We start from the raw sequence: 20,781 nt of genomic DNA, 5'->3' as shown, positions 1-20,781 counted from the left end.
TAACAGTGTCCCGTCTCGGGGGCATCGCCCCCGTGCTAGACGAGAACGACATAGCTGCGGGTTCCCCCACAAAGCAGGCAGGCGCTCTCGACAGATGAATGTGAGAGGCGTCACCCTGTCACTCATCCACGCGGGGAGGCATGGATGGGCAGGAGCCGCAGAACAATTCCGGAGGAGCTTCTGCTGCTCGCCTTGGACCCGACCACGGGCACCACGGCGCAGCCGCAGTCGCTCGACCTCGGCCTGGCCGGGGCACAGCTAGTGGAGCTGGCTCTGGCAGGACGGATAGCCCCTGACGGGGATCGTATCGCCGTGGTGATGCCACGGCCGACAGGAGATCCGACTCTGGACTCCGCACTGGAACTGCTGCGCAGGCGCGGCAGCCCGGTACGGGCCGTCCACTGGATCGGCGGACCCCGCCTGGGGCTCCGCCAGATTTACCTCGCTCACCTCGAGCGCTGCGGCATGGTGCATGCCGTCGCGGGGCAGATGTGCGGGGTGTTGCCGACGACTCGCTACCAGGCGACCGACACGGCCATCAGCCGGGAGATCCGTACCCGGCTCGACACGGCGATCCGCACCGGCGTACCGCCGGACCCGCGGACCGCGGCGCTCGCCGCACTGGCCCACGCGGTCGGACTCGGCAAGCACCTGTACCCCGGCAACGAGGGGCGGTCGTCCAGGTCCCGGCTGCGGGACCTGATCCGGCACGACCCGATGGGCGGTCTCGTGGCGCACGCCGTCATGGACGTCCAGAACGGCGTGGCCGCACAGCCGCGCCGCGACCGCGCACCGGCCCAGCCGGCCGCCCGGGCCACGGCGAGCGGTGTTCCGCTGCAGCCGCGCCGGACGGGTGCGATGGCCCGCGCGGCCGCGCACTGATCGAGTTCGACCCGTTCCACCTGCTCCAACGCAATGCCACCAGCGCGCGGGGTGGCGGTACCGGTTCGCCGGTTCCGCCGCCCCGCGCGTCTGCTTTCCCCTGTTTTCCCTGCCGTTCCCCAGCGGCACCGCACGCTTCGGTGGCAGTCTGCTCAACATCAGGCACGCAGAGAGACAGCTGCTGCACGGCAGAAGAAGACAGAAGAAGGCGGAGGTGCCGTTCACGTGGCGTCCAATGTCAATCCCACCGTCCGACGCCGCCGACTGGGCATGGAGTTGCGCAAGCTCCGCGAGGACAAGGGCATGACGGCCGAACAGGTCGCCGAGCGCTTGCTGGTATCCCAGTCGAAGATCAGCCGGCTGGAGAACGGCCGCCGTTCCATCAGCCAGCGCGACGTCCGCGACCTCTGCGACGTGTACGAGGTGGAGGACCGCCGGCTCGTCGACTCCCTCATGCAGATGGCGAAGGACTCCCGCCAGCAGGGCTGGTGGCACGCCTTCGGCGACATCCCGTACAGCGTCTACATCGGGCTGGAAACGGACGCCGCCAGCTTGCGCACCTACGAGCCCCAGATGGTTCCGGGGCTGCTCCAGACCCCGGAGTACGCCCAGGCCCTCATCCGCGGCGCGCTGCCCGAGACCGCGCAGCTCGACGTGGAGAAGCGCGTCCAGGTCCGGATGCACCGCCAGAAGCGGCTCTCCGAGACCGACAACAACAACCCGGACGTGGGACCGCTGCGCCTGTGGGCCGTCATCGACGAGGCGGCGCTGCGCCGGCACGTGGGGGACGCGCAGCTGATGATCCGGCAGCTCGAGTACTTGATAGAGCAGTCCGAGCAGCCCTACATCACGGTGCAGGTGATGCCCTTCTCGATGGGCGCGCACCCGGGCATGAACGGCCAGTACGCGATTCTGGAATTCCCGGACGCCTCGGACTCGACGGTGGTCTACATCGAAGGCGTCACGAGCGATTTGTACCTGGAGAAGGCCAACGACGTTCAGAAGTACAGCGTGATGTACGAGCACCTGCGCGCCCAGGCGCTCAACGTCGAGCAGACGCGGCAGTTCATCGGCGAGATCATCGACCACTATGCGGGCAAGGGGAAGTAAAAGGGCCGGAAAGGGGGCAGGTCGCGGGGAGGGCCCGTACGGTACACCGTCACTCCCCGGCCACAGAAGGCCTGAATGGAATATGCCACCCGGTCGGGTGAACGTCCCCTTCACCCATCGGAAGGTGCGGGTAGCGTCGATCACGTCGGCCGGGAAGCACGAATTCGGCCGACGCCCCCACCGGCACTACTCGCTGAACCGGAGAGAAACATGGCTATTCGTCAGGGCGGCACCGAAAACTGGGTCAAGTCCTCCTACTCCGGCGGAAACGGCGCCTGCGTCGAGGTCAAATCCCCCGCCGTGGAAGCCATCGCCGTCCGTGACTCGAAGGTGCAGGACGGCCCGTCCCTCACCTTCGCGCCCGGCTCCTGGACCTCGTTCGTCGCCGACGTCACCGAGGGCCGGATGGGCCGCCTCGCCTGAACGTCACGGCATGCGTCCCAACCGCCTCGCATCGACTGACAGCAACACCTGCACCGCCAGCACCGCCAGCACCGCCAGCACCACCCAGTGGAGCCCTCTCGACCGGCACGCCGTCCTGGCCGAGGGGGCTCGGCCATGCCCGGCCACCCGAGCCGGCCGGGCCGGCTCGGCCTACCTCAGCTGGTCGACGTACCGGTCGGTCCCCGGCACCGTCGGGATGAACGGCGCCACCAGCTCCACCCGCCCCAGCCCCGACCCCGCGACCTCCGCGTCCAGCCCCTGGAAGCGGTCCCAGCAGGTCCGCGGGTCGGCCTCGAGGAACCAGAGCAGCGTCAGGCGGGTGTCGACCCCCTCCACCTGCTTGACGTAGGTCATCCGGTCGCCGGGCAGCGGTGTCGGCCGGAAGACCGTCACCATCGCGGCCGGTGAGCCGTGCAGCCGCTTCGGCAGCGCGCTCGACCGCAGCCACTCCAGCAGTTCCGCCCGCTGCTCCGGACCTTCGGCGTCGACGACCTGGACCACGAGCCCGGCGTACGGGTGGTCCATGGCGTGGAAGTCGCGGGGGCCGGCGGCGCCGTCGCGGTAGACGGTGGCCTGGTGGTCCTGGAAGGACGTGAAGACGTGCGTCCGGTCCTGGTAGACGCGGCCGTCGCGGTTGAGCCGCTTGTTGATGCCGACGGTCCACTTCATGTGCTCGTCGTAGCGGCCCTCGGTGACCCAGTACGTCGAGATGTAGCAGCCCGCCGTGACGGGCTGGGCGACGGCCGACTTCTCCGGGTAGCGCAGCTCCTGCAGGTCGCGGGTGGCCACCCAGCGGCGGCCGGCGTACATCCAGGGCATGGCCATGGCGCCGGCGTAGTAGTGGTCGTCCTCGTACCAGCGGTTGTACGCGAACTCGTGGCCCGGGTGCGGTTCCACCATGGTGATCAGAGCGTGGCCGGGGTGGACGCCGTAGGGGCCGACGGCCGCGAGACCGGCGTAGTCCTCGACGCGGGTGTCCTGTTGCCTGTCTGTCGTCATGCCACCGGTCTAGCTGATGAGACGTCAGATCGGGAGGGGTCGGACGGGGCGACCCCAGCCCGTTCGCCATGCGATACATAGATGCCGTATGCAAGCTTCTCTGGCTACGATGCGCGCACCCGACTCCCGAGGAGCCACCGTGCCTGCCGCCGCTGCCACTTCCGCCGTCGCACCGCCCTCGTTCGCCGCCCGCGCCACCTCGGTGGAGGGCTCCCCCGTACGCGAGATCCTCGCGCTCACCGAACGCCCCGGGGTGATCTCCTTCGCCGGCGGCCTGCCCGCACCCGAGCTCTTCGACACCGAGGGGCTGCGGGCCGCCTACGACACCGCGTTCGCGACATCGGCGCGGCGCGCGCTCCAGTACTCCACCACCGAGGGCGCCCCGGAGCTCCGCGAGGCCGTCGCCGTCCGGGCCACCGCGCGCGGACTGGCCACCGGCGCGGACGACGTCCTGGTCACCTCGGGCTCCCAGCAGGCCCTCGCCCTCATCACCGGCGCCCTGGTCGAGCCGGGGGACGTGGTGCTGGTCGAGAACCCCACGTACCTGGCGGCGCTGCAGTGCTTCGGGCTGGCCGGGGCGCGGGTCGTGCCCGTGCCGTGCGACGGGGAGGGGATCATCCCGGACGCCCTCGCCGATCTCGTCGTACGGGAGCGCCCGAAGCTGCTCTACACCATCCCCACCTTCCAGAACCCGACCGGCCGCACCCTGCCGGCAGCCCGCCGGGCGGCGGTCGCGGAGACCGCGGCGCGGCTCGGGCTGTGGCTGGTGGAGGACGACCCGTACGGAGACCTGCGCTACGAGGGCACGGACGTCCCCTGGCTCGCCGCGCACCCGGGGGCCGAGGACCGCACGGCGCTGCTCGGCAGCTTCTCGAAGATCATGGCGCCGGGGCTGCGGCTGGGCTGGCTGCGCGCCCCGGCGGCGCTGCGCCGGGCCGCGGTGGTCGCGAAGCAGGCGGCGGACCTGCACACCTCGACGGTGGACCAGCTGGCCGCCGCCCACTACCTCGCCGCGTCCGACCTGGACGCCCACGTCGCCGGGGTCCGCGCGGCGTACCGGTCCCGCCGCGACGCCCTGCTGGCGGCCCTGGGCCGCACGCTCCCGGCGGACTGCGAGTGGAACCGGCCCGAGGGCGGCATGTTCGTCTGGGCCCGCCTCCCCGCGGGCCACGACGCGACGGCCCTGCTCAGGGCAGCCCTCCCGCACGACGTGGCCTTCGTCCCCGGAGCCCCCTTCTTCACGGGCACCCCGGACCCCCGCACCCTGCGGCTCTCCTTCACGACGCACACCCCGGAGGAGATCGCCGAGGGCGTCTCCCGCCTGGGCGCGGCGCTCGCGGACTACCGGCGGACGGCCGACGACAGGCCCTAGCCTAGGGGGTGTCCGGCGGCCTGGCACCGCGGCTTAGTGCTGGAGCGCGACCTTCAGCAGCACGATGAGCATCCCGAGCAACAGGTTGACCGCGCCCGCGACCGCCATCAGCCCGCGCGTGGCTCCGGCGCGGCTGGCGGCCACGACCGACCAGCCCACTTGGCCCGCCAGGGCCACGAAGAGGGCCAGCCAGGCCATCCCCCTCGCTCCCAGCCCGAACAGCGGGCTGACGGCCGCGGCCAGGGCCGGCGGGACGGCCGCCTCGATGATCGGGCGTTCCTCCCTGGCCATGCTGCGGATCGCGCGCCAGCTCAGGTGGCGCACGATGCGGGCCCCGAAGAGGCGCGCGAAGACGTGTGCGGCCCAGAACACCACGCCCGTGCAGAGCAGCAGCACGACGAGGTGCAGCCGCGGGAACGTGCCGGGTATCCCGGCGCCGACCACCACGGAGGCGGCGAGCAGCGAACCGTAGACGGCGCCGGAGTAGTCGCCGCGCGGCGCGCCCGCCTCGTCGGGGCGGGCGGAGGGCTCGGTGGCACGGCCGCGGCCGTCGTGATCGGGCACTTCGGCGATCTCCGTTCCGCGGGGCAGCAGGGACACCGGCTAGGCCTCATTGTGGGCGCCCCCGGAGGTTCGGGCACCCCGAGCGGCCTGCTGCGGCCGAGTGGCGGGCCCTGCGGGGCTTTCCCCCACCCCGCCCCTTCCCGAAACCGGGGCTCCGCCCGGACCCGCGCCTCAAACGCCGGCGAGGCTGGATTTTCCAGCCTGTCCGGCGTTTGAGGACCGGGTCCGGGCGGAGCCCGGGGAACGGAGGAAGGGCGGGTAGGGGACCCAGCCCCGCGCAGCGGCACCCGGCTCCGCACCTCTTCACATCGCCGCACCACCCCCGTACCCTGACGCACCGTCAGATCACCACCCTGCCCGCCCCAGGAGGCACGGCATGCTGCTGCAAGGGAAGACCGTCATCGTCTCCGGCGTCGGGGCCGGGCTCGGGCACCAGGTGGCCGCCGCCGTGGTGCGGGACGGGGGCAACGCCGTGCTCGGGGCGCGGACCGAGGCGAACCTCGCGAAGTCCGCCGCCGAGATCGACCCCGACGGCGTGCACACCGCCTACCGGACCACCGACATCTCCGACGAGGCGCAGTGCGAGGCCCTGGTCGCGCTCGCGCAGGAGCGGTTCGGCGGGGTCGACGCCGTCGTGCACGTCGCCGCGTGGGACTCGTACTTCGGCGGGATCGAGGACGCCGACTTCGGGACCTGGCAGCAGATCATCGACGTGAACCTGCTCGGGACCCTGCGCATGACCCGCGCCTGCCTGCCCGCCCTCAAGGAGCGCGGCGGGTCCGTGGTCATCATCGGCACGCAGTCCGCCGTCGCCGCGCCCAACGAGGTGCAGCAGGCCGCCTACGCCGCCTCCAAGGGGGCCCTGACCTCGGCCATGTACTCCATGGCCCGCGAGCTCGGCCCGCACCGGATCCGCGTCAACACCGTGCTGCCCGGCTGGATGTGGGGACCGCCCGTGCAGGCCTTCGTCACCTTCAGCGCCCACACCGAGGGCGTGCCCGAGGCCGAGGTGCACAAGCGGCTGACCGACCGCATGGCGCTGCCCGACCTCGCCACCGACGGGGACGTCGCCGACGCCGCCGCCTTCCTCGCCTCCGACCGGGCACGGGCGATAACCGGCCAGTCGCTGCTGGTCAATGCCGGTGAGCTGATGCGATGACGCCCTCTGCCCGCGCCGATACGGATCGTATGCTCACCGCATGACCACTCCGAGTGACGCTCCGACCGGCAACGCGATGCGCCGTGCGCTCCGTCGGGCACGCGACGGCGTCGCGCTCGACGCGACCGAGGCGGCCGTACTCCTCCAGGCGCGCGGCGAGGCCCTCAAGGACCTCGCCGCCTCAGCCGCACGCGTAAGGGACGCCGGGCTCGCCGCCGCCGGGCGGCCCGGTGTCATCACGTACTCCCGCAAGGTCTTCATCCCGCTGACCCGCCTGTGCCGCGACAAGTGCCACTACTGCACCTTCGTGACCGTGCCCGGCAAGCTCCGCAAGGCCGGGCACGGGATGTACCTCTCCCCCGACGAGGTCCTCGACATCGCCCGCAAGGGCGCGGCGATGGGCTGCAAGGAAGCGCTCTTCACCCTCGGCGACCGCCCCGAGGACCGCTGGCCCGAGGCCCGCGAGTGGCTCGACGCGCACGGCTACGACGACACGCTCGCCTACGTGCGCGCCATGGCGATCCGCGTCCTGGAGGAGACCGGGCTGCTCCCGCACCTCAACCCGGGCGTCCTGTCCTGGTCGGACCTCCAGCGGCTGAAGCCCGTCGCGCCCTCCATGGGCATGATGCTGGAGACCACCGCGACGCGCCTGTGGTCCGAGCCCGGCGGCCCCCACCACGGCTCCCCCGACAAGGACCCGGCCGTCCGGCTGCGGGTGCTGGAGGACGCGGGCCGCTCCAACGTCCCCTTCACCACCGGCGTCCTGATCGGGATCGGGGAGTCGTACGAGGAGAGGGCCGACGCCTTCTTCGAGCTGCGCCGGATCCAGCGCAGCTACCACGGCATCCAGGAGGTCATCGTCCAGAACTTCCGCGCCAAGCCGGACACCGCCATGCGCGGCATGCCGGACGCGGAACTGGAGGAGCTGGCCGCCGCGATCGCCGTCGCCCGGCACATCCTGGGCCCGAGCGCCCGCATCCAGGCCCCGCCGAACCTGGTGGACGCCGAGTACGCCCTGCTCATCGGCGCCGGCATCGACGACTGGGGCGGGGTCTCCCCGCTGACCCCCGACCACGTGAACCCCGAGCGCCCCTGGCCGCACATCGAGGAGCTGGCCGAGCGCACCGCGGACGCCGGTTTCGAGCTGCGCGAACGCCTCACCATCTACCCGGAGTTCCTGCAGCGCGGCGAGCCCTGGCTGGACCCCCGGCTGCTGCCGCACGTGCGCGCGCTCGCCGACGCGGAGACGGGCCTGGCGGACGAATCGGCGACGGTCGAGGGCCACCCCTGGCAGGAGCCGGACGAGGGCTTCACCGCCTACGGCCGTACCGATCTGCACGCCACCATCGACACCGAGGGCCGCACCGGCGACCGCCGCGACGACTTCGACGAGGTGTACGGCGACTGGGAGGCGCTGCGGGAGATCGCGGCCCCCGGAATGGTGCCCGAACGCATCGACACGGACGTACGGGCCGCGCTCGCGCAGGCCGCGGACGATCCGACGCGGCTCACCGACGCTCAGGCCCTGGCGCTGCTCCACGCGGACGGGCCGGCGCTGGACGCGCTGTGCCGGGTCGCGGACGACCTGCGCAAGTCGGTGGTGGGCGACGAGGTCACCTACGTCGTCACGCGGAACATCAACTTCACCAACGTCTGCTACACCGGCTGCCGTTTCTGCGCCTTCGCGCAGCGCCGTACGGACGCGGACGCGTACACGCTCTCCCTGGAGCAGGTCGCCGACCGCGCGGCCCAGGCATGGGACGTGGGCGCGGTCGAGGTGTGCATGCAGGGCGGCATCCACCCGGACCTGCCCGGGACCGCGTACTTCGACATCGCGCGCGCGGTGAAGCAGCGGGTCCCGGGCATGCACGTGCACGCCTTCTCGCCGATGGAGGTCGTCAACGGGGCCACCCGCACGGGGATGTCCGTACGGGACTGGCTGACGGCCGCCAAGGAGGCAGGTCTGGACTCCATCCCGGGCACGGCGGCGGAGATCCTGGACGACGAGGTCCGCTGGGTGCTCACCAAGGGCAAGCTGCCGACGGCGGACTGGATCGACGTGGTCACCACCGCGCACGAGCTGGGCATCCGCTCGTCCTCCACGATGATGTACGGGCACGTGGACCAGCCGCGGCACTGGCTCGGCCACTTCCGCACGCTCGCCCGGATCCAGGAACGGACGGGCGGCTTCACGGAGTTCGTCACCCTCCCCTTCATCCACACCAACGCGCCGGTGTACCTGGCGGGGATCGCCCGACCCGGCCCGACGGTGCGCGACAACCGGGCGGTGACGGCGATGGCCCGGATCCTGCTCCACCCGCACATCCCGAACATCCAGACCAGCTGGGTGAAGCTGGGCGCGGAGGGCGCGGCGGAGATGCTGCGGTCCGGGGCGAACGACCTGGGCGGGACCCTGATGGAGGAGACCATCTCCCGCATGGCGGGGTCGAGTTACGGGTCGTACAAATCCGTGCAGGACCTGATCGCGGTCGCGGAGGCGGCGGGCCGGCCCGCGAAGGCCCGCACGACGCTGTACGGGGAGGTCCCGCAGGAGCGGCAGGAGGCGGCGCGCGCCTCGGACGGACACCTGCCGGAGCTGCTGCCGGTGCTGGACTGACCCCGTCGTACGGGGAGGGCCCGGCCGGGCCCTCCCCGTACGACCCGCCGGATCAGCCGGATCAGCCGACGAGCAGGTCCCTCTTGAGCTGCTTCAGCTCGCGGGCGTCGATGCCCAAGCCGTCCTTCAGGTAGCGGTCGAAGGAGCCGTACTGCGCCTTGACCTCGTCGTAGCCGGAGTTCAGGTACTCGGGGCGGACGTCGAGCATCGGCTTGTAGACGGCGGCCTGCGGGGCCGGGAGGCGGGAGAGGATCGCGTCGTTGGCGGCCTTGCGGTAGTCGTTGCTGGCCAGGTAGTCGGCCATCACGGTCTCGCCGGGGACGCCGAGCGCGGTCAGCAGGGCGGCGTTCGCCCAGCCGGTGCGGTCCTTGCCGGCGGTGCAGTGGAACAGGACGGTACGGGCGTCGTCGTCGCCGATGCCCTCGAACACCTGCGTGTAGGCCTTCTTGCCGCCCTCGCCGCTGACCATGGCCTTCTCGGCGTCGACCATGGCCTTGACGGCCTCGTCGGGGGTCCTGGGCATGGTCTGGAACGAGCCGGAGCCCGCGAAGACGTCGGCGACGACATAGGTGGCGCCGGCCGGGACCTTGTCGGCGTCCTTGGTGCGCTCGTCCTGCATGCGCAGGTCGAAGACGGTCTTGACGCGCAGGCGCTGGAGCTTGGCCAGGTCGTTCGCGGTCAGCTTGTTCAGGGCGTCGGAGCGGTAGACCTCGCCCATCTTGACCCACTGGCCGGTGGTGGTGCGGTAGCCGCCGGCGTCGCGGAAGTTGACGGCGCCTTCCAGCTTCACGAGGCGGTCGGCGAGGCGCAGGCCCTCGCCGCGCTCGGGGTCGAAGTCGAACCACTGGCGGTCGGCGGCGGGCAGCCCGGTGACGACGGCCTCGCCCTTCGCGCCGCCCTTGGCGACGACCTTGCCGTTCGCCTTGATCTGGACGCGCCGGGTGCCGGCGGCACTCCACCTGACGGTGTACGAACCGTCGGCTCCGGCGGTGACGGACGCCTCGGTGAACGGGATGGAGGACCGGTCGTCGTTGTTGTGGTGGCCGGACCAGGGGAGGTCCCAGCCGGAGGCGGAGGCGGCGGGGGCCGCGACCATGGAGGCGGTGAGGGCGGAGGCGACGACGGTCGCGGCGAGGAGGGCCTTCTTCATGCCGCCGAGACTCGGCGGCTGCGGGAAACCTCCGATGAACGAGACATGGCCGGGACCGGCCCAGTCCAAGGCAAGTGGCAAAACGTGCCATCGGCCAGCGGGTCGGCCGGAAGTATTCGCTTTCCGGCCGTTCTCCCTGCACTTCCGCGCCGCTTGGCACACTCGTTCCGGATTCGATCGGACGTGTCCACTACAGTGCGGGTTCGCATGCGCGGCGGGTGGCTCCTGAGCCGGGGGTGGATGAAGTGATCGGTACGACCAACACGACGAACGACGACCCCGGCCCCAACCCGCCCGGCGCCACCCCGGCGGCCGCGACACCACCCGGCGGTACGCCCCTGCCCGGGGTCCCCGCGGGTGCCACCCACCCCGCGGCACCGACCCCGCCCGGCGGCACGCCCCCCGGCGCCGCCCCCGCACCCCTGGCCCACCTCGCGGCCGCGACCCCGCCCGGCGGCACGCCCCTCGGCGCGGGCGTCACGTCGAGCGGGAGCACCCCGCCGGGGGGCACCCCCGCGGCCACGCCCCGGGCGGGCACGACCCCGCCCGGCGGCACCCCCGCAGCCGGCGGCCCCGCGGCAGCCACCGGTGGGGCGGCGCGGCCTGCCCCGCGCGTCACCGCCACCGCCACCGGGCTCTGGGGCCGGGCCGAGCAGCAGGACTTCCGCAGCCGGGTCCGCGGCACGCTCCTCGGGGCCGCCATCGGCGACGCCCTCGGCGCGCCCCTGGCCTCGCTCTCCCTCGACGCCATCCGCGAGGAACACGGCCCGCACGGCCTGGCCGAGCCCGCCCCCGCGCACGGCCGCCGCGGCGCCGTCACCGCCGCCACCCAGCTCACGCTCTTCACCGTGGACGGCCTCGTACGGGCCCACGTACGCCGCGACACCGGCGCCTGGCACCCGCCCACCGACGTCCACCGCGCGCACCGCCGCTGGTGGGCGACCCAGAACGAATGGGGCCCCGACGAGCGCCGCACGGACAACGGCTGGCTCGCGCAGCAGGAGTGGCTCTACGTACGCCGCGACCCGGACCGCGACTCCCTCAGCGGCTTCGCCGACGAGACCCTCGGCACCCTCGACCGCCCGAAGAACCCCACCGCCCAGGGCGCCGGCGCCGCCGCCCGCTCGACCCCGTTCGGGCTGCTCGTCGGCTGGGAACCCGCCCTCGTCCTCCAGCTCAGCGTCGAATGCGCCGCGCAGAGCCACGGCCACCCCACCGCGTACCTCTCCGCGGGCGCCTTCGCCGTCATCGTGCACGGCCTGACCCGGGGCGACTCCCTCGACTCCGCCGTCCAGCGGGCCCTCGGCCTGCTCGGGGCCCGCCCCGGGCACCAGCCCGTCACCGACGCCCTCCAGCGCGCCCTGTCCGCCGTCACCCGCGGCGCACCCGGCCCCGGCAGCGCCGAGGCGCTCTCCCCCGGCGACGGCCGCTCCGCCGACGAGGTGCTCGCCATCGCGGTGTACTGCGCCCTGGTCGCCGAGGACATTCCGAAGGGCCTGCGCCTCGCCGTCAACCACGGCGGCGACTCCCCCGCCACCGGCGCCCTGACCGGGGCCCTGCTCGGCGCCCAGCACGGCGAAACCGCCCTTCCGGCCGCCTGGCTGGCCGGGCTCGAAGGCCGTGCCACCGTCCTGGAGCTCGCCGACGACTTCGCGCTGGAGATGACCCAGGGCCCGAGCCTGCACGGCCCCGCCGCCGTCGGCCAGGGCTGGCTGGCCCGCTACCCCGCACACGCGAACTGACGGCCCGGCGACCTGACCCTCCTGGGACCTGACGCCCCCTCAACATTCGTGCGCCCGCACCGTACCGTTGCGTCGATTCCCACGTCTCGGAGGTGCCAGCACATGCGGATCGCCACGACCGTCTTCCTGACCGACCGCACCGTCTCGCCCGTCCGCCTCGCCCGCGCCCTCGAAGAGCGCGGCTTCTCAGGCCTCTACCTCCCGGAGCACACCCACATCCCGGTCAGCCGCGTCAGCCCCGCCCCCATGGGCGGCGAGCTCCCGGAGATGTACGGGCGCACGCTCGACCCCTTCGTCGCCCTCGGCCAGGCCGCCGCCGTGACCGAGCGGCTGCACCTCGGCACCGGCATCACCCTCGTCGCCCAGCACGACCCCATCGACCTCGCGAAGCGGATCGCCACCCTCGACCACCTCTCCGGAGGCCGCTTCACCCTGGGCGTCGGCTACGGCTGGAACGTTGAGGAGGCCGCCGACCACGGCGTCGAGTGGCGCACCCGCCGCGAACTGGTCCGCGACCGGATGGCGTTGATGCGGGCCCTGTGGGCCCCCGAGCCGACCGCGTACGTGGGCGAGTACTCCTCCGTCCAGGCGAGCTCCGCCCACCCCAAGCCGGTCCAGCCCGCCCGCGAACTCGCCCCCGGCACCCCCCTCCACGGCCCCCGCACCCTGATCGGCGGCGCGGCGGGCCCGAAGCTGTTCGCGGCCATCGCCGACCACGCCGACGGCTGGCTCCCCATCGGCGGCCGCGGCCTCACGGAGTCCCTCCCGGCCCTGCGGCAGGTCTGGGAAACCGCCGGCCGCGACCCGAAGTCCCTCCAGGTGGTCCCGTTCGCCGTACAGCCGAACCCCGGCAAGCTGGGCCACTACGCCGACCTGGGCATCGAGGAGGTCGTCCTCCAGCTCCCGTCGACCGGAGAGGCGGAGATCCTGCGGGTGCTGGACGACTTCGCGCAGTACCTCTGACCCTCCGTGCCCCTGAGTCACGGCGGGCGGAACCGCCGCGGCCCTCCCGAGCGTGTCCCCGAGTGCCTCTGACCACTCGGACCGCCGCCGCTTCGGCGCGTTCCGCCACTCACATCGTTCCCTGGGGGATCACCCGTGCACAGCCACCTGCGTATCACCGCCTTCGCCGCCACAGGACTCGCGGCCGCCCTGGCCCTGACCGCCTGCGGCAGCGACAACTCCCCGAAGGCGGACCAGAAGCCCGCCCCCGCCGCCTCGGCCCCCGCCCCGGCCGCCACCGCGAGCACGGGGGCCGGCGCGGGCGCGGGCGCGGGCGCCGGCGCGGGCAGCCTGGAGGGCGGCTGGATCTCCATGCAGAACCCGGGCAAGGGCGTGGTGCTCACGGTCAAGGGTCAGAGGGCGTTCGTGGTCGAGGCGGCCACCGGCGCCACCTGCGAGGGCACCACGGACGGGAAGTCCTTCGACCTGAAGTGCCCGGCCGGCGCGACCCGCTCGAAGGGCAAGGTCGACTCGGTGGACGCCACCACCCTGAAGGTCACCTGGGAGGGCGCCGGCGCGGACACCTTCCAGAAGAGCGAACCGGGCAAGCTCCCGTCGCTCCCGACGAAGAAGTAGCGGCCCGCGGCACGCGGCCCGCCCGGGGCCCGGGCGGGCCGCCGCTCACCCGCGACCGTTGAAGTCGATCTCGCCGTCCGCCACCATCTGCCGCATTCATGCCACCGCCGCGGCCCGAAGGCTCAGCTCCGCCCAGACCGTCTTCCCGACCACCCGGTCCACGACCCCCCAGCCGACGGCCACGGCCTCGACGATGCGCAGGCCGTAACCGGACTCGGCCAAGTACGCGTGCGGCTGGACGGCGGGGCGGCGGTCCCGGCGGGCGTCGGAGACCTCGATGCGGAGGACACCCTCCAGCAGCCTCATCCGCAGCTCGAAGTCCCGGCCGGGGACACGCCCGTGGGCCACCGCGTTGGCGACGAGCTCTGCCACGAGCAGCCCCGCGTCGGCGGAGAGCGCGGTGGACTCCGGGATGCCCCACTCGTGCAGCTCGACGAGCGCGAGCTGCCGGGCGAGGCGGGCCCCGCGGGGGGTGCAGCTGAAACGCTGCGTGAACGTGCGTACGAGGGCCGGGGTGGGGCCGGCGGGTGCGGTCATGGAATGAACGTCCCGTGTGACCACGGAAGTTCCCAGCAACCCGACTACTACTTTTGAAGAGTAGTAGTCCACTCTCTGGACAGTAACAGTCACCGTGCGTGAACCTTGCTGTGGGGAGGTGACGCTGTGACGACTGCGGCAACCGCCGACGAGAGCGGCGCAGGAGAGGTCGAGCCCGACGACGACCTGCGGAACTTCGGCGAGACCATCAAGGCCTTCCGCAAACGGGCCGGCCTCACCCAGGAGCAGCTCCACCCTCTGGTCGGCTACTCGGTCCAGTACGTGGCCTCGGTGGAACAGGGCCGCCGCCAGCCGTCCCGAAGGTTCGTGGAGAAGGCGGAGGAGGTCCTGGACGCCTTCGGCGTCATCCGCATCGCGGCGAAGCGGCTGACGCGGCAGCGGGGGCTGGCGAAGTGGTTCAGGCGGTGGGCGGACCTGGAGGAGACGGCCCTTGCCCTCAATACGTACGAGTGCAGGTCGATTCCGGGGTTGCTGCAGACGGAGGCGTATGCGCGGGCCCAGATCCGGGACGTGCCACCGCTGCCGACGCAGGAACAGGCGGAGGCCCGCATCATCTTCCGGCTGGCAAGGCAAGCCCTGCTGCTGAAGACGCCGTACGTCGCTTTCAGCTTCATCATCGAGCAGTCGGTGATCGAACGGCAGACGGGCGGGGGCGAGGTGACGCGCGAGCTGGTCGACCACCTGCTGGAGGTGGGGAAGCTGCCCAATGTGGATCTGCAGATCATGCCTACGGTGAGTCCGGAGCATGCGGGGACCGATGGGCCTTTCCGACTCCTCGAAACCGAGGACCACGAGTGGCTGGGCTACACCGAAGGCCAGAAGACCGGCCAGGTCATCGCTGACCTGAAAGCCCTCAGCGACCTCCACCAGCGGTATGCCAAACTTCGCATCCAGGCCCTCAACCCGGCGGACAGCGCGGGCCTGTTGATGCGAATGCGAGGTTCCCTGTGAACAGCTCCCAGCTCCGGTGGTTCAAGAGCAGCTACAGCGGAAGCGAGGGCGACGACTGCGTCGAAGTGGCCCTCTCCTGGCACAAGTCCACGTACAGCAGCAGCGAGGGTGACAACTGCGTCGAGGTGGCCGCCTGTACGGAAGCCGTCCACATCCGGGACTCCAAGGTGACGGCGGGCCCCGAGCTGGCCGTCACCCCCACGGCCTGGACCGAGTTCCTCGGCGGCGTCACGGGCACTCGGCGGTAAGGGGACGCATCCCCAAGGGCATCAGAGAAGTCTTGGGGATTTCCCGTCAGTCCCATAGTCCTTCCGTGTCGGGCCGCCCTGTCAAGGGCGCTCCTTCGTCGCGTCGCTTCGCGATGGCCTTCGGCCACCCTTGACAGCCCGTCCCGCCACGGAAAGACAAGGACTGCCGGGAAACCCCCAAAAGAACGGGCCGGGCGGAAGAACGACAAACGGGCCTACCAGCGATGCACGGCCCTGCTCCGGCAGGGGCCGGGCCCGCCCTCGGGCCCTCCCACCTCGCCCTCCGGACCGGGCAGGCGGCCAGCCCTCTCCAAACCTCGGCCACAAGAGCCTCGGGGCAGGACGGGCGCCAAAAATCGCTACGCGCTCCTCCACGACGGCGACTGCGAGCCGTCTGGGGCTGGTCTGACGCAACAGATCGCTACGCGCTCCTCCGCAACGGCGTCCGACGGCCGTCTTGGGCCGGACATAAGCCGCCCACGACCGCTACACGGCTGACGTCGTCCGGCGTCGATCAGGCCGTCATGGGTGTCCAGGTGGGTCAGAAGGAGAAATACTTGGCAACTGCCCAGCCGCGCTCCGCCGATCTGGCGTAGAACGTCCGCAGGTTCTCGTGGTACCGGGCCAGGCGGTCGCGCAATTCCGCGTCCGGCTCGGGTTTTTGGCGTTGACGCCACTCCTCCCACAGGTCAGGGAATGACACACCCTCCAGGTAGGCAGCCGCACGGACCACGTCCGGCGGATCGACCGCCACGTGACCGGGGCCGCTGCCAGGGTCCGGTATGTGTCGGCCGCCGAAGACGGGAAGTTCTCTGTCGCCGCCTGGCTGGGATGGTGGCCAATAGACCTCGTTCAGCTGGAAGAAACCGGTCTCCAGCCAGACCGCCTCACCAACCCTGACCCGCCGCCGCAGCTCGTCGAACTCCTCATCGAACAGGTCCTCGAAGCCCGCCGGGTCCCCGGGCAGCACAGAGGGGTCCAGCCCCTGGAAGTAGATCCACATGCTCATGCGCGGCACGGTATCCGGCGCCACCGACACTCAATACAGGTCGGCTTCGACCGACCGAAACAGCCCGAGGATCTGCTCGTGAGTCAGCGCGGGAGCCACGAAGTCCCGCTCCACCACTCGCTGCTCGAACTCCTCGGGAACGACGAGCTCATGGACACGCACCAGATGGCGGGCCATGTCGGGCCACACCCACTCCCCGTCGGTCCGGAGACTGAATCCGCCCATGACGTCCCGGGTCTCATCGAACGGATCGCACTCCACGCCCGGCACCGCGACGAGTCCCTCGCAGGCGCCCATGTACGCAGCCAAAGCCGCCCGGTCCGACCGCATCGGACCTCTCGGGAGATCGACCGCCCGGATCCCAGAGCCGATCTTGTAAAGCATCGCGTCATAGAAGCCGAAGTACTTCACCCGGTCACCCCCATCGTCAGCCCGCATTCTTCCCGACCCACGACGACCTGACCGACGCCGGACGACGTCAGCCGTGTAGCGGTCATGGGCGGCTTATGTCCGGCCCAAGACGGGCCGCAGACGCCGTCCAGGAGGAGCACGTAGCCATCTGAGGCGAGACCAGCCCCAGACGGGCTCCAGACGCCGAGCCGTGAGGAGCCCGTAGCGATCTGAGGCGCCCATCCTCCCGCCGAGGCTCTTGTGGCCGAGGTTTCGGGGTGGGTGGCCGCCTGCCCGGTCCGGGTGGTGGCCTGGGAGGGCCCGAGGGCGGGCCCGGCCCCTCCCGAAGCCCGGTCGGACATCGGTGACACGGCCGTTTGTCGTCGTTCCGCCCGGCCCGTTCTTTTGGGGGTTTCCCGGCAGTCCTTGTCTTTCCGTGGCGGGACGGTCTGTCAAGGGTCGCCGTAGGCGATCGCGCAGCGACGCGACGACGAAGGAGGAGCGCTCTTGACAGGCCGGCCCGACGCGGAAGGACTATGGGACTGACGGGAAACCCCCAAGACCTCTCTGATTCCGGCCGGCGCGAGTCCCGCCAACCGCCCGACCCCGCCCAACCGGGGAGGGGGCTCGAGCACCCTCCCCAGAACGGCGCCCGAAGAAGCAAAGGCCCCTCCCCGAGGCCGCCGACCCCACCCGCACCCAGGGGGCGGGTGGGCAAACACTGCCCCGCAGGCAGGGCCCGAGGGGGTAGAAGTCCTGCCCCCGCCTCCGCCCAACCCCCGTACCCTGCCCCCATGATCACTCCAAGCACCCACATCCGCGTCGCCCGGCCCTCCCTCGATCTGAAGGCCGCCGAGAGGTTCTACGTCGACGGGCTCGGGCTCGACGTGCAGTGGCGGACCGCCTCCACCGCGCCCGGGGAGCACGATCTGCTGATGGTCGGGCCCGCCGGGGGCGGCTGGCACTTCGAGCTGACCTACGACGCGTCGAACCCGACCACCCCCGCCCCCACCGTCGAGGACCTCTTCGTGGTCTACCTCGGCGAAGCCCCCGACGAGGCCCTCGTGCAGCGGCTCGTCGAGCACGGCGGGACTCGGGTGGCCTCGCACAATCCGTACTGGGACGAGTGGGGCGTCACCATCGAGGACCCGGACGGCTACCGCCTCGTGCTGTCTTCCCGTACCTGGGGCTAGCAGCAGGACGTCACGACCCCGCCCCCGCCGCCCAGAACTGCGACAGCGCCGCCTCCTTGTACGGCTGCGGGGTCACGCTCAGGTCCCCCGCGAAGGGACGGTCCAACGCCACGACCAGCAGCAGGCTGAAGCCGATCAGCCCGGCCACCGCCGACACGAACAGCAGCTGCATCTTCAGGCTGCGCAGCCCGAACAGGAAGGTGAGCGGGATGATCACCAACGCGCCGCCGTACACCAGTACTTGCAGCAGGATCGGCAGCGAGGTCTCGGCCATCGAGATGCGCGCCCGGCGCTGTGCGGCGACGTCGTTGACGCGGCTGACGGCCTCGGCGTAGAAGGTCTCGGCGCGGGGTCCGCTGGGTTCGTACGCCTGGAGGGCCGCGTACAGGTCCCGCGTCTGGGCCGCCGTCGCGTCGTAGCTCGGCCGGCCGTCGCGCATCAGCGGCCACTGCACCTCGACGACGGCGTGCGCGTACGCGCCCACCGCCCGGTTGATGCGCGCGCGGTCGGCTTCCGGGAAGGTGTCGGCGCTGCGTACGACCAGGGCCAGGTCCGTCGCCTCGGTGGCGACGATGTTCTCGGTGTTCTCCAACTGCGTCCAGAGGGTGACCACGACGAACGCGAGGATGATGCCGTAGATCGCGCCGAACATGCCGAGCGCGACCCCGACCATCTCGTTGTGGTCGCCGCCCGCGAGCTGGGGGAAGCGACGGCGGGCGGCCACGCTGCCGACGACGGCGAGCCCGGTGATGCCCCCGACGAGCAGGACCGCGATGACGAGGGTGCTGAGGTTGTTGAGCAACCAGAGGATCATGCACTGCTCAACGACCGGCCTCCCCCGGAGGCAGCGGCAGCAGCGTGTGCGGGCTGAGCAGGTGCTCCGGGTCCAGAGCGGCCTTGACCGAGCGCATCACGGCGATGTCCGTGGCGGAGCGGGTGAGGTGCAGGTAGCGGGACTTGGCCCGGCCGATGCCGTGTTCGGCGCTGATGCTGCCACCCGCCTCCGCGACCCGGCGCAGCACCGCCTCCATCACCGGTTCCTCGTCGGCGGGAGCGACGCCGAGGAGGTTGACGTGGACGTTGCCCTCCGCCAGGTGCCCGAAGACGTACGGGCGGGCCCGGCCGGCCAGCAGCCCGGGCAGGTCGGCGACGAACTGCGGCAGGTCGGCGAGCGGCACGGTGACGTCGAGCTTCAGGGGGACGCCCTCGGCGTTGACGGACTCGGTGTGCCGCTCCCGGTAGGCGGCGAGCCGGCGGCGGTCGGAGGCCTGGCGGCCTACGGCCGCATCGCGTACCTCCCCCGCCACTCCCGCCTCCTCGAGCAGCGCGGCGAGTTCCTCGGCCGGATCGTGCCGGGCCGCGCACTCCACGAGGAGGTAGACGGGGTGTCCGGTGCGGAAGGGCGCGGGCAGGCGGGCGTGCTTCAGGACCAGGTCAAGGCCGTCGGCCGTGAAGAACTCGGCCAGTTCGAGGGATTCGAGCCGCCGCAGGACGGCCAGGACGCCGACGGCGGAGGCGAGCGAGCCGAGGGCGAGCAGGGCAGTGACCCGCTCGGGGAGTTCCGGGACCAGGCGCAGGCGTGCGCGGGTGATGACGGCCAGGGTGCCTTCGCTGCCGACGAGGAGGCCCGTCAGGTCGTAGCCGGTGTTGTCCTTGGGCAGCCCGGCGAGCCGGTCGAGGACGCTGCCGTCGGCGAGTACGGCCTCCACGCCGGCGACGTTGGCGCGGGTGGTGCCGTGGCGGACGACGCGTTCACCGCCCGCGTTGGTCGCGATCATGCCGCCGAGGGTGGCGGAGTCCCGGGATGCCAGGTCGACGCCGAAGTCCCAGCCGTGCGGGCGGACCCGGCGCTGCAGTTCCGCCAGTGCGGTGCCCGCACCCACCGTCACCTGGCGGGCGTCGGGGTCGATCGGGCCGATCGCGTTCAGCCGGCGCAGCGACAGCACGACCTCGGTGCCGGCTCCGGCGGGGACGGAGCCGCCGACGAGCCCTGTGTTGCCCCCCTGCGGGAGGACCGGGGCTCCGGCGTCCCGGCAGAGCCGGAGCGTCTGCGCGACCTGGGCGGTGTCGGCGGGCCGCACCACCAGCCGGGCCCGGCCGCTGTAGCGGCCGGTGAAGTCGGTCTCGTACGAGGCGCGGAGGGCGGGGTCGGTGAGTACGTGGGCGTCTCCGACGACGGCGCCGAGCTGCCGGGCGAGCCGGTCGGGGTCGACGGGGTCCACGGCTAGCCGGCCTTCACCGGACGCGGGGCGACCCCGGCGGCCGCCCCCGCCCCCTGGGCGTCGATCGGCTCGTTCCCGTGCTCCCGGGTCCGGCGGCGGTGGGGCTGCGGCTCGCTCATGATCCACACGTTAGGCCGGTGTCCGATCGGCAGCCAGCCCGGCTCCTGCGCCCGCGCGGACCGTGGTGGACGAGGCCACCGCCCCGGCCCTGCGCGGGGTGCACGCGGGGGTGGGCCCGGCGTGATTCCGGCCGGGTCGGGGCGCCGGACCGGCCGTCAGCGGACCGTCGGGGCGTTGGGCAGTCCTGCGGACAGTGCGCCGCCGGCGCCCGCGAGCGAGGCGTCGGTGGCCTTGGTCGCGGACCCGGCGGCCATGGTGGTGACGCCCACCGCGGTCTTCGTGTCCTGGACGGCCTGCGCGGGGTGGTCGACGATGTCGCCGACGCGCTCGGTGAGCGGGACCCCCTGGGGCATCCCGTCGGCGTGCGCGGCGACCGGGGTGAGTGCGAGGGCGGCGCCGCCGGAGAGGACCAGGGCGGCAAGGGTGCGCTTCATTGCATTCATGCCCAGCCCAACGACCCCGGACGGCCCGGG

General features: G+C 72.2%; 20 protein-coding genes and 1 pseudogene. 12 read left to right on the top strand and 9 right to left on the bottom strand.

Annotated features, from left to right (window positions below; all coding sequences use genetic code 11):
• Positions 1-144: 144 nt before the first annotated feature.
• The 3 genes from ACIGFK_RS29895 (at position 145) to ACIGFK_RS29885 (ending at position 2,415) form a co-directional block, all read left to right on the top strand.
• Complete coding sequence (locus ACIGFK_RS29895) at positions 145-882, top strand: GPP34 family phosphoprotein (protein WP_376662511.1); 738 nt, start codon at positions 145-147, stop codon at positions 880-882.
• Between the two features lie 225 nt (positions 883-1,107).
• Entirely contained in the window at positions 1,108-1,992 is an 885-nt protein-coding gene (locus ACIGFK_RS29890; protein WP_376662283.1) for a helix-turn-helix domain-containing protein, read from the top strand.
• 210 nt (positions 1,993-2,202) lie between these two features.
• Positions 2,203-2,415 carry a DUF397 domain-containing protein gene (locus ACIGFK_RS29885; RefSeq protein WP_376662282.1) on the top strand — a complete coding sequence of 71 codons (213 nt, stop codon included), beginning with the start codon at positions 2,203-2,205 and terminating at the stop codon, positions 2,413-2,415.
• Between the two features lie 171 nt (positions 2,416-2,586).
• Here the strand turns inward: ACIGFK_RS29885 and ACIGFK_RS29880 are convergent, their stop codons facing one another.
• Positions 2,587-3,435: a hypothetical protein gene (locus ACIGFK_RS29880; protein WP_376662281.1), complete on the bottom strand. Its 849-nt coding sequence runs from the start codon at positions 3,433-3,435 to the stop codon at positions 2,587-2,589.
• Between the two features lie 88 nt (positions 3,436-3,523).
• Between ACIGFK_RS29880 and ACIGFK_RS29875 the strand changes: the two genes are divergently transcribed.
• Complete coding sequence (locus tag ACIGFK_RS29875; RefSeq protein ID WP_400054304.1) at positions 3,524-4,807, top strand: PLP-dependent aminotransferase family protein; 1,284 nt, start codon at positions 3,524-3,526, stop codon at positions 4,805-4,807.
• Positions 4,808-4,840: 33 nt separating this feature from the next.
• Here ACIGFK_RS29875 and ACIGFK_RS29870 read toward each other — a convergent pair whose 3' ends face one another.
• Positions 4,841-5,401 (bottom strand): hypothetical protein, encoded by a 561-nt coding sequence (locus tag ACIGFK_RS29870; RefSeq protein WP_376662284.1) that lies wholly within the window; start codon positions 5,399-5,401, stop codon positions 4,841-4,843.
• Positions 5,402-5,747: 346 nt separating this feature from the next.
• Here ACIGFK_RS29870 and ACIGFK_RS29865 point away from each other — a divergent pair, with 346 nt between their 5' ends.
• Both ACIGFK_RS29865 and ACIGFK_RS29860 read left to right on the top strand, forming a co-directional pair.
• Positions 5,748-6,530 carry an SDR family oxidoreductase gene (locus ACIGFK_RS29865; protein WP_400054302.1) on the top strand — a complete coding sequence of 261 codons (783 nt, stop codon included), beginning with the start codon at positions 5,748-5,750 and terminating at the stop codon, positions 6,528-6,530.
• Between the two features lie 40 nt (positions 6,531-6,570).
• Positions 6,571-9,147 (top strand): bifunctional FO biosynthesis protein CofGH, encoded by a 2,577-nt coding sequence (locus ACIGFK_RS29860; protein WP_376662370.1) that lies wholly within the window; start codon positions 6,571-6,573, stop codon positions 9,145-9,147.
• 61 nt (positions 9,148-9,208) lie between these two features.
• On the opposite strand, the gene ACIGFK_RS29855 is transcribed toward ACIGFK_RS29860, so the two are convergent.
• Positions 9,209-10,297 carry a tyrosine-protein phosphatase gene (locus tag ACIGFK_RS29855; RefSeq protein ID WP_376662312.1) on the bottom strand — a complete coding sequence of 363 codons (1,089 nt, stop codon included), beginning with the start codon at positions 10,295-10,297 and terminating at the stop codon, positions 9,209-9,211.
• Between the two features lie 629 nt (positions 10,298-10,926).
• On the opposite strand from ACIGFK_RS29855, the pseudogene ACIGFK_RS29850 reads away from it, so the two are divergent.
• The 3 genes and pseudogenes from ACIGFK_RS29850 to ACIGFK_RS29840 all read left to right on the top strand — a co-directional run.
• Positions 10,927-12,039: pseudogene (locus tag ACIGFK_RS29850) on the top strand (ADP-ribosylglycohydrolase family protein); the annotation flags it as partial.
• A 102-nt stretch (positions 12,040-12,141) separates the two neighbouring features.
• A complete protein-coding gene (locus ACIGFK_RS29845; protein ID WP_376662311.1) occupies positions 12,142-13,002 on the top strand; it encodes a TIGR03619 family F420-dependent LLM class oxidoreductase in 861 nt (286 codons plus the stop codon).
• A gap of 135 nt (positions 13,003-13,137) precedes the next feature.
• Positions 13,138-13,617: a hypothetical protein gene (locus tag ACIGFK_RS29840; protein WP_400054299.1), complete on the top strand. Its 480-nt coding sequence runs from the start codon at positions 13,138-13,140 to the stop codon at positions 13,615-13,617.
• Between the two features lie 96 nt (positions 13,618-13,713).
• On the opposite strand, the gene ACIGFK_RS29835 is transcribed toward ACIGFK_RS29840, so the two are convergent.
• On the bottom strand, positions 13,714-14,154 hold the full coding sequence (locus ACIGFK_RS29835) for an ATP-binding protein (RefSeq protein WP_376662466.1): 441 nt from the start codon (positions 14,152-14,154) through the stop codon (positions 13,714-13,716).
• 126 nt (positions 14,155-14,280) lie between these two features.
• Here ACIGFK_RS29835 and ACIGFK_RS29830 point away from each other — a divergent pair, with 126 nt between their 5' ends.
• Positions 14,281-15,126, top strand: coding sequence for a Scr1 family TA system antitoxin-like transcriptional regulator (locus ACIGFK_RS29830; RefSeq protein ID WP_400054296.1), 846 nt, complete (start codon positions 14,281-14,283; stop codon positions 15,124-15,126).
• The gene (locus tag ACIGFK_RS29825; RefSeq protein ID WP_400054294.1) at positions 15,123-15,374 is read left to right on the top strand and encodes a DUF397 domain-containing protein; all 252 of its coding nucleotides are present in this window, start codon (positions 15,123-15,125) and stop codon (positions 15,372-15,374) included. Before ACIGFK_RS29830 ends, ACIGFK_RS29825 begins: the two co-directional genes overlap by 4 nt.
• Before the next feature lie 541 nt (positions 15,375-15,915).
• Here ACIGFK_RS29825 and ACIGFK_RS29820 read toward each other — a convergent pair.
• Both ACIGFK_RS29820 and ACIGFK_RS29815 read right to left on the bottom strand, forming a co-directional pair.
• Positions 15,916-16,383, bottom strand: coding sequence for a hypothetical protein (locus tag ACIGFK_RS29820; protein ID WP_376662532.1), 468 nt, complete (start codon positions 16,381-16,383; stop codon positions 15,916-15,918).
• Positions 16,384-16,413: 30 nt separating this feature from the next.
• Entirely contained in the window at positions 16,414-16,794 is a 381-nt protein-coding gene (locus ACIGFK_RS29815) for a hypothetical protein (protein WP_376662531.1), read from the bottom strand.
• 773 nt (positions 16,795-17,567) lie between these two features.
• Here ACIGFK_RS29815 and ACIGFK_RS29810 point away from each other — a divergent pair.
• On the top strand, positions 17,568-17,966 hold the full coding sequence (locus ACIGFK_RS29810; RefSeq protein WP_386464909.1) for a VOC family protein: 399 nt from the start codon (positions 17,568-17,570) through the stop codon (positions 17,964-17,966).
• Positions 17,967-17,976: 10 nt separating this feature from the next.
• Here the strand turns inward: ACIGFK_RS29810 and ACIGFK_RS29805 are convergent, their stop codons facing one another.
• The 3 genes from ACIGFK_RS29805 to ACIGFK_RS29795 form a co-directional block, all read right to left on the bottom strand.
• Entirely contained in the window at positions 17,977-18,780 is an 804-nt protein-coding gene (locus tag ACIGFK_RS29805) for a DUF4239 domain-containing protein (RefSeq protein ID WP_386464906.1), read from the bottom strand.
• Between the two features lie 7 nt (positions 18,781-18,787).
• Positions 18,788-20,188, bottom strand: coding sequence for an FAD-binding oxidoreductase (locus ACIGFK_RS29800; RefSeq protein ID WP_400054291.1), 1,401 nt, complete (start codon positions 20,186-20,188; stop codon positions 18,788-18,790).
• A gap of 275 nt (positions 20,189-20,463) precedes the next feature.
• Positions 20,464-20,742 carry a hypothetical protein gene (locus ACIGFK_RS29795; protein ID WP_376662146.1) on the bottom strand — a complete coding sequence of 93 codons (279 nt, stop codon included), beginning with the start codon at positions 20,740-20,742 and terminating at the stop codon, positions 20,464-20,466.
• Positions 20,743-20,781 lie beyond the last annotated feature (39 nt).

Origin of the sequence: Streptomyces sp. NPDC085524 (assembly GCF_044541755.1) — a bacterium.
In the GTDB taxonomy this organism is placed as follows: Bacteria; Actinomycetota; Actinomycetes; order Streptomycetales; family Streptomycetaceae; genus Streptomyces.
Note: the sequence above shows the minus strand (reverse complement) of the source record. Positions and strands in the feature narration are given on the sequence as shown.

What these genes read in the sequence shown, in the direction of transcription:
- ACIGFK_RS29820 (WP_376662532.1), bottom strand. Translation starts at nt 16,383, where the DNA reads ATGAGCATGTGGATCTACTTCCAGGGGCTGGACCCCTCTGTGCTGCCC.
- ACIGFK_RS29810 (WP_386464909.1), top strand. Translation starts at nt 17,568, where the DNA reads ATGATCACTCCAAGCACCCACATCCGCGTCGCCCGGCCCTCCCTCGAT.
- ACIGFK_RS29885 (WP_376662282.1), top strand. Translation starts at nt 2,203, where the DNA reads ATGGCTATTCGTCAGGGCGGCACCGAAAACTGGGTCAAGTCCTCCTAC.
- ACIGFK_RS29805 (WP_386464906.1), bottom strand. Translation starts at nt 18,780, where the DNA reads ATGATCCTCTGGTTGCTCAACAACCTCAGCACCCTCGTCATCGCGGTC.
- ACIGFK_RS29855 (WP_376662312.1), bottom strand. Translation starts at nt 10,297, where the DNA reads ATGAAGAAGGCCCTCCTCGCCGCGACCGTCGTCGCCTCCGCCCTCACC.
- ACIGFK_RS29875 (WP_400054304.1), top strand. Translation starts at nt 3,524, where the DNA reads ATGCAAGCTTCTCTGGCTACGATGCGCGCACCCGACTCCCGAGGAGCC.
- ACIGFK_RS29865 (WP_400054302.1), top strand. Translation starts at nt 5,748, where the DNA reads ATGCTGCTGCAAGGGAAGACCGTCATCGTCTCCGGCGTCGGGGCCGGG.
- ACIGFK_RS29845 (WP_376662311.1), top strand. Translation starts at nt 12,142, where the DNA reads ATGCGGATCGCCACGACCGTCTTCCTGACCGACCGCACCGTCTCGCCC.
- ACIGFK_RS29895 (WP_376662511.1), top strand. Translation starts at nt 145, where the DNA reads ATGGGCAGGAGCCGCAGAACAATTCCGGAGGAGCTTCTGCTGCTCGCC.
- ACIGFK_RS29860 (WP_376662370.1), top strand. Translation starts at nt 6,571, where the DNA reads ATGACCACTCCGAGTGACGCTCCGACCGGCAACGCGATGCGCCGTGCG.
- ACIGFK_RS29835 (WP_376662466.1), bottom strand. Translation starts at nt 14,154, where the DNA reads ATGACCGCACCCGCCGGCCCCACCCCGGCCCTCGTACGCACGTTCACG.
- ACIGFK_RS29880 (WP_376662281.1), bottom strand. Translation starts at nt 3,435, where the DNA reads ATGACGACAGACAGGCAACAGGACACCCGCGTCGAGGACTACGCCGGT.
- ACIGFK_RS29795 (WP_376662146.1), bottom strand. Translation starts at nt 20,742, where the DNA reads ATGAAGCGCACCCTTGCCGCCCTGGTCCTCTCCGGCGGCGCCGCCCTC.